The 12251-nt window shown below is 72.0% G+C and carries 11 protein-coding genes and 1 pseudogene; 3 read left to right on the forward strand and 9 right to left on the reverse strand.

The window, feature by feature from the left end:
- Positions 1-35: 35 nt before the first annotated feature.
- Genes ACFXA3_RS19870 through ACFXA3_RS19890 form a run of 5 tightly spaced genes read right to left on the reverse strand, consistent with a single transcriptional unit; the run spans position 36 to position 4067 of the window.
- Positions 36-1307 carry a cytochrome P450 gene (locus ACFXA3_RS19870; RefSeq protein WP_385188424.1) on the reverse strand — a complete coding sequence of 424 codons (1272 nt, stop codon included), beginning with the start codon at positions 1305-1307 and terminating at the stop codon, positions 36-38.
- Positions 1304-1927, reverse strand: coding sequence for an ATP/GTP-binding protein (locus ACFXA3_RS19875; RefSeq protein WP_385188426.1), 624 nt, complete (start codon positions 1925-1927; stop codon positions 1304-1306). The genes ACFXA3_RS19870 and ACFXA3_RS19875 overlap by 4 nt, the downstream gene beginning before the upstream one ends.
- Positions 1908-2264, reverse strand: coding sequence for a DUF742 domain-containing protein (locus ACFXA3_RS19880; protein WP_385188428.1), 357 nt, complete (start codon positions 2262-2264; stop codon positions 1908-1910). Before ACFXA3_RS19880 ends, ACFXA3_RS19875 begins: the two co-directional genes overlap by 20 nt.
- Positions 2261-2650 carry a roadblock/LC7 domain-containing protein gene (locus ACFXA3_RS19885; protein WP_054222155.1) on the reverse strand — a complete coding sequence of 130 codons (390 nt, stop codon included), beginning with the start codon at positions 2648-2650 and terminating at the stop codon, positions 2261-2263. The genes ACFXA3_RS19880 and ACFXA3_RS19885 overlap by 4 nt, the downstream gene beginning before the upstream one ends.
- A 19-nt stretch (positions 2651-2669) precedes the next feature.
- Positions 2670-4067: a sensor histidine kinase gene (locus tag ACFXA3_RS19890; RefSeq protein WP_385188429.1), complete on the reverse strand. Its 1398-nt coding sequence runs from the start codon at positions 4065-4067 to the stop codon at positions 2670-2672.
- Between the two features lie 850 nt (positions 4068-4917).
- Between ACFXA3_RS19890 and ACFXA3_RS19895 the strand changes: the two genes are divergently transcribed.
- Positions 4918-6348: an amidohydrolase family protein gene (locus tag ACFXA3_RS19895; RefSeq protein WP_385188431.1), complete on the forward strand. Its 1431-nt coding sequence runs from the start codon at positions 4918-4920 to the stop codon at positions 6346-6348.
- Between the two features lie 626 nt (positions 6349-6974).
- Here ACFXA3_RS19895 and ACFXA3_RS19900 read toward each other — a convergent pair.
- The 4 genes from ACFXA3_RS19900 to ACFXA3_RS19915 all read right to left on the reverse strand — a co-directional run bounded on the left by ACFXA3_RS19900 (position 6975) and on the right by ACFXA3_RS19915 (position 10869).
- Positions 6975-7565 (reverse strand): malonic semialdehyde reductase, encoded by a 591-nt coding sequence (locus ACFXA3_RS19900; protein WP_376192996.1) that lies wholly within the window; start codon positions 7563-7565, stop codon positions 6975-6977.
- Between the two features lie 96 nt (positions 7566-7661).
- A complete protein-coding gene (locus ACFXA3_RS19905) occupies positions 7662-7907 on the reverse strand; it encodes an exodeoxyribonuclease VII small subunit (RefSeq protein WP_385188432.1) in 246 nt (81 codons plus the stop codon).
- Positions 7908-8001: 94 nt separating this feature from the next.
- On the reverse strand, positions 8002-9222 hold the full coding sequence (xseA, locus tag ACFXA3_RS19910) for an exodeoxyribonuclease VII large subunit (protein ID WP_385188434.1): 1221 nt from the start codon (positions 9220-9222) through the stop codon (positions 8002-8004).
- Positions 9223-9489: 267 nt separating this feature from the next.
- A complete protein-coding gene (locus tag ACFXA3_RS19915; RefSeq protein ID WP_385188436.1) occupies positions 9490-10869 on the reverse strand; it encodes an APC family permease in 1380 nt (459 codons plus the stop codon).
- An 85-nt stretch (positions 10870-10954) separates the two neighbouring features.
- Here ACFXA3_RS19915 and ACFXA3_RS19920 point away from each other — a divergent pair, with 85 nt between their 5' ends.
- Both ACFXA3_RS19920 and ACFXA3_RS19925 read left to right on the forward strand, forming a co-directional pair.
- On the forward strand, positions 10955-11959 hold the full coding sequence (locus ACFXA3_RS19920) for a 4-hydroxy-3-methylbut-2-enyl diphosphate reductase (RefSeq protein WP_385188437.1): 1005 nt from the start codon (positions 10955-10957) through the stop codon (positions 11957-11959).
- A 33-nt stretch (positions 11960-11992) separates the two neighbouring features.
- Positions 11993-12251, forward strand: a pseudogene (locus tag ACFXA3_RS19925) (hypothetical protein); the annotation flags it as partial.

The following is a 12251-nucleotide window of genomic DNA, read 5'->3' on the forward strand; positions in this document are numbered from 1 at the left end:
GACTCGATTTGGGGGTGTGGGGGCGTGTTGTTGTCTTACCCCCCCCGCGCGGGGGGGGGCGGCCCCCGTGGGCGCCCCGCCTGGGCGCCCCCCCCCTCCGGGACGGCCAGGGCGATGTCGGGAAGACGGGTGAGCAGGATGTCGATGCCCGAGTCGGCGATGATGCGGCCGATGTCCTGGCCGGGACATTCATGCGTGCCGGCGCTGAAGGACAGGTGCGCGCGGTTGTGGTGCACGGGAGCCGAGGGATCCGGTCGGATCGCCTGGTCGACGTTCCCGGCCGCCAGCCCCAGCAGCAGCATGTCCCCCGTCTTGATCTGCTGTCCCCCGAGAACGGTGTCCCCCTTGGCCCAGCGGCCCGGACACACCATCAGCGGTGGCTCGTCCCACAGGACCTGCTCCACGGCTTCGGGCAGGGTCATCTGACCGCCGGCCAGCGAACCGCGGAACCGGGGGTCGGTGACGACCATGCGGAGCACGTTGGACATGAGGTTGGCCGTCGTCTCGTAGCCGGCGAGCAGGATGAGGCGCAGGTGATGCTGGACCTCCTCGTCCGTGAGGTTGGCGGGATGGGCCATCAACGCGGAGGCGATGTCGTGCCCGGGGCGGGCCCGCTTGGCGACGACGAGCTGCCGGAGGCTCTCCAGGACGTAGGCGTTGCTGGCGAGCGAGGTCTCGGTGGCCTTGAAGAGGTCACGGGCGGCGTGCACGAGTCCGGGTCCGGACTCGTCCGACATCCCGAGGAGGTGGGTCAGGGTGAGCATCGGCAGGTGCTCGGTGAACTGGCCCACCAGTTCCGCCTCGCCGCTCTCGCAGAACGTGTCGATCAGCTGGTGGGCGAAACGGGCGATGTGACGGCGGATTCCGCGGTGGTCGAACTGGCTGAGACCGGCCGTGACCGCGCCGCGCAGGCGCTGGTGCTCCTCGCCGTCCGCGCAGACGCAGTCGGGGCGCCAGCCGATCATCGGCACGAGCGGCGAGGTGGCGGGGTCGATCTCCCCGCTCTTCCAGCCGTGCCAGACGCGGGGATCGCGGGAGAACTGGGTCGGGCGGCTGGCCACGTCACGGTTCTCCAGGTACCCCAGGACGAGCCAGGCGCGTACGTCGCCGTCGAGCAGCACGGGGGCCACCGGACCGTGGGTGGCACGCAACTTCTCGTACAGGCCCATGGGGTCCGTCGCCGCCGCGGTGCCGTAGAGCCGGGTGGCTCCGTCGGTTCCGGTGGCGGTGTGGGCCGGACAGCCCGGGGGCGGGGCGGCCCCGGGTTCCGCCGTGGGCCGGCCGTGTTCAGCAGAGGGAAAGGTCATGCGGTCTCCTGGGCGGCGGCGAGTGTGCTCAGGTAGACCATCAGCGAGAGCAGGGCGTCGCGGCAGGACGCCCGGTTCCGTGCGTCGCAGGTGACGATGGGCACGGATTCGCTGAGGGCCAGAGCAGTACGCAGATCCGGTACGGGGTATTGCGGAGCCTCCGGGAAGGCGTTGACGGCCACGACGAACGGGACGCGGCGGTCTTCGAGGCGGGTGATGACCTCGAAACAGACTTCGATCCTGCGTGTGTCGACGAGGACCACGGCGCCGAGCGCGCCCTCGAAGATGCCGTTCCACAGGAACCAGAAGCGTTCTTGCCCCGGCGTCCCGAACAGGTAGAGGACCAGCTCCCGGTTGATGCTGATCCGTCCGAAGTCCATCGCTACGGTCGTGGTGTTCTTGGACCCGGCGCCGGGGTTGTGGTCGATTCCGACGCCCGCCTGCGTCATGGTTTCCTCGGTGGTCAGGGGCGGGATCTCGCTCACCGCCCCGACCATCGTCGTCTTGCCGACGCCGAAGCCGCCGACGATCACGACCTTGACCCCCCTGGCGCCGTGGGGCAGCGGCGCATCGGTGTCACGCGGGCGGGCACCGGGCGCGTCAGAGCTTGCGTAGTCCATGGATCACCGCCTCCAGAAGGCCGCGTTCGGGAAAGGCAGCCACCGGTACGGGCGCGATGGCCTCGACACGCTCGTCGTCGACGAGTTTGGAGAGCAGCGCGGTGACGACGCTGAACGGAAGGCCGAGGTATGCCGATAACTCGGCCACCGAGAGCGGGTACGTGCACATGGAGAGGATGGCCGCCTGCTCGGGCTGCATCGCGGGTTCGGGTTCGGACCTCGCCGCGATGAGGGTGACCAGGTTGAAGTTCGTGGCCGAGGAGCCCGGGCCACCGGTGATGACGTAGAGCGGGACGGGAGTGCCTTCATCCCAGGAGTCCTGGTCTTTTGATGTCACATCGCCTGCCCGACGTCCTCACGGGGCGGGCTGGTCATGTGCTGGCCGATGCGGACCACCAACGTCCTCATGCGGTCACCCAGGAGTCCCGCGTCCACCTCCTGGTCGGCCAGCACCGCGAGATAGGCCCCGGGGCCGGCCGCCATCAGGGAGAAGTACCCGCCGTCGGCCTCGATCCCGACCATCCGCGTCGAAGCGTCCCCGTGCGGGAACATCTGGGCGATGGCCCGCGCCAGGCTCTGGATGCCGGAGCATGCAGCGGCGATCGCGTCAGCGGTGTCGGGCGCCGTGTTCGCCTGCCCGATGCACAGGCCGTCCGACGACAGGACGACCACGTGTCGCACGTAGGGGACGCCACCCACGAGCTCCTTGAGCATCCAGTCCATGTTGGGCAGTGGCTGCACGTTACTCAACCTCATCTGACGGTTCGCTGGGGGGAGTGGAAGGTTCGGCGACCGGCTTCTTCTCGCCGTTGAACGCCTCCCACATCAGACCCGGCTGGCGGGACGTGCCCGAGGTGCCCCAGGGGGCGGCCGGAGCGACGGGGGGCGGAGGGGTCGCCAGTACGACCGGCTTCGGGACGGGTGACTCCCGTCGTCGTTGGGGAAGTCCGTTGGCGGTCTTCCTCACCTCGCCGGAATCCACGACGGCTTCGCGCGCCGACGCCGGCCGCGACAGGACCGGGCCGACCGGGCGCCTGCGGACGGGCTCCTGCGGCCTCAGGACGGGCTGCGGCATCGTGGTGATCAGCCGCCGGGGCACGAGGACGACGGCCCGTACGCCTCCGTAGGCGGAGGTGCGCAGGTCGACCTCGCAGCCGTGCTCGTGGGCCAGCCTGCTGACGACGGGGAGGCCGAGCTGGGTGACCTCGCCCAGAGCCGACAGCTGGATGCCCGACATGGCCTGCGCCATGACGCGTTCGATGTGCTCCCGGACTTCCTCGGTGAGTCCGACCCCACGGTCCTCGATCTCGATGGCGATACCGGAGGGCACCTCGCTCGCCGTGACCTCCACCGGGGTGTGCGGCGGCGAGAACGTCGTGGCGTTGTCGAGCAGTTCGGCGAGCAGGTGGATCAGCGGCTCGGCTCCCGAGCCGATCACGGCCACCTCCGTGACCGCCTGCAGCTTCACGCGGGGATAGTCCACGATGCGTGACATGGCTCCGCGCAGGACGTCGTAGAGCGGAATGGCCTTCGACCACTGACGCCCGGGCCGGGAGTCACCCAGGACCGCGATGCTGGCCGCGAGGCGGCCGATCAGCGCATTGCGGTGGTCGATGTCCTGCAGACCGCGGGAGACCACGACGTCCGTGCCGTGGAGGATCTGCATGGAATGGAGATCCTTGGCGAGCTGGTGCACGATCGCCTGCACCCTGCGCGCCACCGCCACCAGAGCCCGCTGGGAGGAGTCGCGCGTGTGCTCCTCGCCCTCGACGGCCTCCAGGAGCGTCTGCAGCGCACCCCTGAGCGCCTCGGCGAACTCGCCGTCGAGGTGGTCGCCGAAGGTCACGGCCTGCAGGATCTCCGAGGCCGGAACGCCTTTGTGCAGACGGGCGACGGCCGCGGGAAGAAGCTCTTCGGCGAGCCAGACCGCGGTCGCCCGCTGGTCGGTCAGGCGTCCGGTCAGCACGGCCTCGCGTTGTGCGTGGTACTCGTCCGCCTGGGCGCTGACCTGTGCGTTGCGGGCCGCTTCCGCCGATCGCAGGCGGCGCGTTGCCTCGGCGGAGGTGACGAGCGTCAGGACGACAGCGGCAAGGCCCCACCAGGCAAGCGGTGTCCGTATCTGTGCAGGGGAAAAGAGCAACGCTACGGCCGAGGCTCCCGCCAGGACTGCGGGAGGAAGCAGCCACACCCGAGTGTCTGTGGCGGGCCGGGCTCTGGACATTGCACCTGCACGAACCATCAGGGGCCCCCATACGGTCTGAAAATGAGCGGACTGAGGCGATGTGATGCGCCGAAAGGAACGACGGCCACCGGCGGGGCGGACACGCATGCTCCGATGGGGCCCGAGGGGTCGCTTCGAGAGGGCGCCGATGGTCGCTTCTCTGGCAGCCACGCTCCGGCCGTGCGCACCACAGCGTCCATGACTCGCTGTGAGCGCAGCGCAACACATCGGGGAGCATAGTCAGTTCGGGTTCGTCATGTGACCTTGCCGTAATGACAGCCGCCACCGGTCATTCCGGACTCATAAAACGATCAATCGACCGCACGTTGGATGCAATGAAACGATCAGATTCCGACGTCCGGTCGCCGCGGCTCCGGGGCGGAGCAGGCCCTCTCGGCCGGTGGGCCCCCCGGCGGCCATGGCGCGCCCTGCCGGGTGGGAACACCTGTCCCATCCATCGCCCGGTCACCGCGCCCGCCGCGTTCGGACTTCCGGGAGTGACGCGTTTCCGCGACCGTCGCACACCTCTGCGACCGCTCTGCGACCACCCCTGTGACCCCTCTGCGACCCGTGTGCGACCTCTCGGTCGACGGGGCCGGCGGGCCCCGGCACGGCCCGCAGCCGCCGGGAACGGAAAATGTTTTCCGCGAACGCCCATGGGAAGGCCACGGGTTGGGAATGCTGCGGGTAATCTCCCGCCGCTGCTCGACGCGCCGTCACCACGTCGTCCGGGCGGGCCTTCCGTTCTGAGCTCTCGGGAGGCAACACCATGCAGTCGACCCCCACCCCGCAGCCGGCCCGCAGCCGCCGCGACCTCCTCACCGGCCTCGGTGCGGCCGCAGCGGCCCCGCTCCTCCTCGGTGGCACCGCCCGCTCAGCCCCCCGCAACAGCGTCCCCCACCCGCCGGTCCCGGCCGGCCGTACGATCCTGCTCCGCGGCGCCGCCCTCGTGCTCACCATGGACCCCGCCCTGGGCAGCGGCCCCCTCGGCTCGATGGAGAACGCCGACGTCCTGATGCGCGACGGAGCCATCGCCTCCGTCGGCACCGGCCTCCAGGCACCGCCCGGCACCCGGGTGGTCGACGCCTCGGGCAAGCTGGTCATGCCGGGCTTCGTCGACGTGCACACCCACCTCTGGCAGGCGGCGATCCGCGGGGGCTGTACCGACGGCAACCTGTTCGGCTGGTTCGAACGGTGCACCGACCCCGCGCGCGGCCGGCTGACCCCCGCGGCGCTCCACAGTTTCGTGCGCCTCGCGGCCCTCGACGCCGTCCAGTCCGGCGTGACCACCCTCGTCGACTGGTCGGACATCTTCGACCACGACCTCATCGAGAGCTACGTACGGGCCCTGGCCGGCACCGGGGTGCGGTTCACCTACGCGATGTTCCCGCCCCAACCCGACGCGGCACTGGTCACGCAGGTGAAGAAGGATCTCGTCGACCCGGTGCCGCTCGGCTCCTTCCAGATCGCCACCCACGCGGCGCGGGCAGCGCAGGACCTCAACCGCGCGCACTGGGAAGCCGCCCAGGAGCTGGGAGTCATGCTCAACTCCCATGTCCTGGAACGCCCGGAGCAACGCGCGGACGATCCCCTCGGGGTCCTCGCCGACATCGGCGCGCTGGGGCCGCGGCTCCTGATCAACCATGCGGTCCACCTGACCGACGAGGAGATCGCCGCCGTCGCGGACCACGACGCGCGGGCGGTCCACTGCCCGCTGAGCAACATGCGTCTGGCCTCCGGCGTCATGCGGCTCCCGGAGTTCAGACGACGGGGGGTCAAGGTCGGGCTCGGGCTGGACGGCGGCACCAACGACACCTCGGACTTCCAGGCGCTGATGAAGACGGCCATCGGCCTGCAACGTGCCCGGGCCCTGGACGCCGGGGTCTTCCCCCAGGTGCCCGACGTCCTGCGGATGGCCACCCTGGGCGGCGCCGAAGCCCTCGGCATCGCGGACCGGGTGGGCTCCCTGACCCCTGGCAAGCGGGCCGATCTGCTCGTCATCGACCCGGCGGCCCTGAACTTCGCACCGCGCTTCGAGTGGGTCGGCCAGATCGTCTTCAACGGGCGGCCCGAGAACATCGACTCCGTCTTCGTGGACGGACGTCCGCTGAAGTTCGGGGGCGGACTCGTCGACGTCGACACGGGCCGCGTGGTGCGGGAGGCCGAGGCGGCGGCCACCCGCCTCCGCACCGCCGGATAGGCCGTCACCAGGCCCTGCCCGCCCGGCGCCGGAATGCCGGACCGCGACCACCTGCCCCGCCTCCTCGACGGCACCTGGTCCCGGTACGAGCCGGCACCGGTCGGCCTGCCCGCCGACGTGACCCCGCAGCGGCAGCGGCACCTGGCGGATCCCCCCCCCGGCAGGGTGACACCAGGAGCCGCCGCCGGCGAGCTTCCGGAGGCGCACGGAACGGGCAGGCCACCCGGCCCGCGAAGGCAGGGGAGGAGCGGGCGACCCGAACGCACGGCCCCCTCCCCGGGCCGGGATGGCGCCGAACGGCGGCCGCGACGGCTCCCGCGTCCGTGCACGGGAGCCGAGGACGGCGGCCCTCGACCGCTCATGACGCCGCCGGGGATCGCTACGCCGGTCGGCCCACCCCGAGCTGCGAGCGGGCCGGACCGTCCCTAACGTGACCGGATGATCCTCAGTCCGTCCGTACGCAGGCTCCTCTCCCGTGCGGCCGCTCTGGCGGCCGGCGTGGGCGTCGTCTTCACGCCGTCGTTCGCGGGCGCGGGGCCCCCCCCCGCCCGGCGGGGTCACCCGCTCCGCGCCCCCCCCCCGCTCCGCGGGCCCCGCCCCTTCTGCGTACCTGCCCGGATCCGGACTCAGACGGTGGTGATGACCTGGTCGAAGCTCAGGCGCGGGCCGCGGGGGAACCACGCGTCCTCGCCCGGCTTGCCGATGTTGACGACCATCAGCGGGGTGTGGTCGTCGTCCAGGAACTCCTTCTGGACGCCCGCGAAGTCCAGGCCGCCCATCGGGCCCGCGGCCAGGCCGGCGGCGCGGATGCCGACGATGAAGTACGCGGCCTGCAGGGCGGCGTTCATCAGGGCCGACTGCTCGCGGACCGGGCGCTCGCTGAAGAAGGCGTCCTTGGCCTGCGGGAAGTGGGGGAGCAGCGCCGGGAGCTCCTCGTGGAACTCGTTGTCCGCGGAGAGGATCGCGACGAGCGGCGCGGCGGCGGTCTTGGCCTGGTTGCCCTCGGCCATGAGCTTCACGAGGCGCTCACGGGCCTCGGGGGAGCGGACCAGCGTGATGCGCAGCGGCGTCGAGTTGAAGGCGGTGGGGCCGTACTTGACCAGGTCGTAGATCGCCTGGACCTGCTCCTCGGTCACCGGCTCGTCGGAGAACGAGTTGGCGGTGCGGGCCTCGCGGAACAGCAGGTCCTGGGCGGCGGAGTCAAGAACGAGAGACATCGGAAAGCCTTCTTCCATACGGAGGTGAAGCGATGGCCCGACTTTAGCCCCAAAGTGGTAGAAGATTCAACTAAATCCGCTCGAGGGTGACTTGAATCACTCCTCGCCCCCGTCGCCCCCGTCGGCCGGGGCGCCCCCCGCCTCGCGGGCCGCCAGAGCGGAGTCGAGCCGGGCGCGGGCGCCTTCCAGCCAGTGCCGGCAGACCTGCGCGAGTTCTTCGCCGCGCTCCCAGAGCGCGAGCGAGTCCTCCAGGGAGGTGCCGCCGGCCTCCAGCTTGCGGACGACCTCGATGAGTTCGTCCCGGGCCTGCTCGTACCCCAACGAGGTATCGGTTTCCGTCATTCCCGTCCCACCTTGTCTGTGCAGTGCATCTTGTCCGTGCGGCGCAACGCATCCGTGCGTTGCGTGCGTGAGGCTTCCGCGCGCAGTGCGCGGCTCACGCGTCGCGCTGTCCGGCGACGCGTACGGAGAACTCGCCCTCGGCCACGCGCGCCCGCAGCACCTCGTCCGCCGAGAGGTCCCCCGGCGAGCGCACCACGTGCCCGTCCGCCCGCTGGAGCACGGCGTACCCCCGCTCCAGGGTGGCCGCCGGGGACAGCGCCACCACCCGGGCCAGGGTGTGGGCCAGCTCCGAATCGGCCCGGTCCAGCAGATGGCCCAGCGTCCGCCGGCTGCGCGCCAGCAGGGCCTCGACCTCCGCCTCGCGGGTCTCCACCATCCGCTGCGGATGGACGAAGACCGGCCGGGCGAGGGCGTGCGCCAGGCCCCGTTCCTCCCGGTCGAGCAGCCCGCGCACCGCCCGCAGCCCCCGGCCCTGGAGCTGGCGCACCCGCTCCAGCTCCTCGCCGACGTCCGGGACGACCTTCTTCGCCGCGTCCGTGGGCGTGGAGGCCCGCAGGTCCGCGACCAGGTCCAGGAGCGGGGAGTCCGGCTCGTGCCCGATCGCCGAGACCACCGGCGTACGGGCCGCCGCGACCGTGCGTACGACCTCCTCGTCGGAGAACGGCAGCAGGTCCTCCACGCTGCCGCCGCCGCGCGCCACGATGATCACGTCGACCTCGTCCAGGGCGTCGAGCTCCTTGACCGCCCCGATCACCTGGGGCACCGCGTGCACCCCCTGGACCGCGACGTTGCGCACCTCGAAGCGGACCGCCGGCCAGCGGCGCCGGGCGTTCTCCAGTACGTCGCGCTCGGCCGCCGAGGCCCGCCCGACCACCAGCCCGATCAGCTGCGGCAGGAACGGCAGCGGCTTCTTGCGGTCCGCCGCGAACAGCCCCTCGGAGGCGAGCGACCGCTTGAGCTTCTCCAGCCGGGCGAGGAGCTCGCCGATGCCGACGGGCCGTATCTCGGTCGCCCGCAGCGACAGCTGCCCGCGCGGGGCGTACCACTCCGGCTTGGCCAGGACGACGACGCGCGCGCCCTCCGTCACCGCGTCCGCGACCTCGTCGAAGACCTGGCGGTAGCAGGTGACGCTGAGCGAGATGTCGTGCGACGGATCGCGCAGCGTCAGGAAGACCACCCCCGCCCCCGGCCGCCGCGAGAGCTGCGTGATCTGCCCTTCCACCCACACCTGGCCGAGCCGGTCGATCCAGCCCCCGATGAGCCGGGACACCCGGCCGACCGGCAGCGGCGCGTCAGCCGACGTATTCAGACCCATGTGCGCAGGCTATCCGCCCGCGCTGACAGCGTCTCAGGGTGCGGCGAGGGTGTCGGAATCCGACCGCCCCGCGCCACCCGCCCGTCCCGCCGCCGCAGCGGCCCGCACCACCACCCCGCACGGCCTCTCCGCACCGCCTTCCCCGCACCGTCGTCGGGCGCCGCCTTCCCGTACCGCCTTCCCGCACCGTCGCCGGGCGCCGCCTCCCCGCACTGCACCGTCTCCCCGTACCCTCGCCGGGCGCCGCCTCCGGGCAGGCGGCCGGGTCTAGGCGGCGGCGGGCGGGTCGCCGGGGTCCGGGCGGCGGCCCCGCTGGGCGGACAGCACGCACAGGCCCGCCACCAGCCACACCGCGCCCACCACCTGCGCCGTCCAGGAGGCCTCCACGATCACCGCGACCGTCACCGCCGCCCCGAGCACCGGGATCAGCAGGTGCTTCCACCAGACGGGGGCGCCCGCCCCGCGCTTGACCACGAACCAGCCGACCACCGAGGCGTGCAGCAGCGTGAACGCCACCAGCGCGCCGACGTCCACCACCGAGACCAGCTGGTCGAGCCCGTCGTCGCGGCGCGCCGCCCACACCGCCGCGACCAGCGTGATCGTCGCCGCCACCAGCAGCGCCGGCCGCGGGGTCCCGTCCGAGGTGCGCGCGAGCGCCCCCGGCAGCCGCCGCTCCCGGGCCATCGCGAACACCAGCCGGCCCGCCGCCGCCTGCCCGGCCAGCGCCGCGAAGGCCGCCCCGACCGCCTTGCTGACCGCGACCAGGTCGTGCAGCCAGGAGCCGACCGAGGACTCCACCGCGTCGTAGAAGGCCGGCCCCTGCTGCGCCGGATCGGCCGCCAGCTCCGCCGAGGACACCGGCATCAGCAGCGCCGCCAGGTAGCTCTGCACGAGGAACAGCGTCCCGGCCAGCACCAGGCAGAACAGCACCGCGCGCGCCACCCGCGCCGAACCCCCCGTGACCTCCTCCGCGAACGAGGCGATCGCGTCGAAGCCGAGGTACGACAGGACCGCCACCGACACCGCCCCCAGCACCGCCGCCAGGGAGAACCCCGCGGAACCGTCCCCGGTCAGCGGCGAGAGCCAGCCGCGCTGCGCCCCGCCCCGGGCCAGCACCGTCACCGCGGCCACCACGAACACCAGCAGTACCGCGATCTCCATCGCCAGCACGGCGAAGCCCACGCGCGCGGCAGCCCGTACGCCCCACAGGTTCAGCGCGGTGGTCACCAGCACGGCCAGCGCCGTCCACACCCACCGCGAGACCTCCGGTACCAGCGCGTTCATCGCGATCCCGGAGAACAGGTACGCGACCGCCGGGATCAGCAGGTAGTCGAGCATTGCCATCCAGCCGGCGGTCAGGCCGGCCCCCTCGCCGAGCCCCTTGCGCGCGTACGTGAAGACCGACCCGGCCTGCGGGGCCACCCGGACCATCTGCGCGTACGAGAACGCCGTGAAGGCCATCGCGACCGTCGCGAAGAGGTAGACGAGCGCGACGGCGCCGTGCGATTTCGCGTCGAGGGTGCCGAAGACCCCGACCGGGGCCATGGGGGCGATGAACAGGAGCCCGTACACCACCAGGTCCCGGAAGCCGAGGCTCCGCCGCAGGGCGGGCTTCGGCTCCGTGCCGGGGTCCGTCACGGACGCCATCGTTCCTCCGGGGGCGGTCGGCTCGTACGTTCGACCCAGTCTGTGCCGAACGGGCGACGCCCGGCCTCCTGGAGACCCCCGTACGATGGACCACATGACTGCTGCCGCCCCTGCTCCCGCTTCCCGACGCGTCCTGCTCGCCGCCCCGCGCGGCTACTGCGCAGGTGTGGACCGAGCCGTGATCGCCGTCGAGAAGGCCCTTGAGCAGTACGGTGCGCCGGTCTACGTCCGGCACGAGATCGTGCACAACAAGTACGTCGTCCAGACCCTGGAGAAGAAGGGCGCCATCTTCGTCGAGCGGACGGAGGAGGTCCCCGAGGGCTCCATCGTGATGTTCTCCGCGCACGGCGTGGCACCCGTGGTGCACGAGGAGGCGGCGGCCGGCAAGCTCGCGACGATCGACGCGACCTGCCCGCTGGTCACCAAGGTGCACAAGGAAGCCATCCGGTACGCCAACGAGGACTTCGACATCCTCCTCATCGGCCACGAGGGCCACGAGGAGGTCATCGGCACCTCCGGCGAGGCCCCGGACCACATCACCATCGTGGACGGCCCCGAGGACGTCGCGAAGGTCGAGGTCCGCGACGAGTCGAAGGTCGTCTGGCTCTCCCAGACCACCCTCTCGGTCGACGAGACCATGGAGACCGTCGACGCGCTGAAGACCAAGTTCCCGCTGCTGGTCTCCCCGCCGAGCGACGACATCTGCTACGCCACCTCGAACCGCCAGGCAGCGGTCAAGGTCATGGGCGCCGACTCCGACCTGGTCATCGTCGTCGGCTCCAAGAACTCCTCGAACTCGATCCGGCTGGTCGAGGTCGCCCTCGACGCCGGCGCGCGCGCCGCGTACCTCGTCGACTTCGCGAGCGAGATCGACGAGGCCTGGCTGGACGGCGTCACCACGGTCGGCCTGACCTCGGGCGCCTCGGTGCCGGAGGTCCTGGTCGAAGAGGTCCTGGAGTGGCTGGCGGCCCGCGGCTACGGCGACGTCGAGATCGTCAAGACGGCGGAGGAGTCCATCACCTTCTCCCTGCCGAAGGAGCTGCGCCGCGACCTGCGCGCGGAAGCGGCCGCGCTGGTCGCCGAGAAGTAGGCCCCCGCCCGCGAAGTTCCCTACGGTGTTTCCATGCAGATCTTCGGCGTGGACATCGGTGGTTCCGGGATCAAGGGCGCTCCCGCGGACCTGGACCGTGGCGAGCTGGCGCAGGAGCGCCACAAGGTACTGACACCGCAGCCCGCCCCCCCCCCCCGGGGGGGCGCGCGGGGCGGGCGGCGCCCCCCGGCCGGCTGCGCCCGCGCAGCGTGCGCCGCAGGCCACCCCCGGACCCGTTCCCGCCGCCCCCACCGCACCGTCCGTCTCCGCGGCAGTGCCGCAGGTCCAGCTG

The sequence above is a fragment of the Streptomyces sp. NPDC059456 genome (assembly GCF_042750055.1).
Taxonomy (GTDB): Bacteria; Actinomycetota; Actinomycetes; order Streptomycetales; family Streptomycetaceae; genus Streptomyces.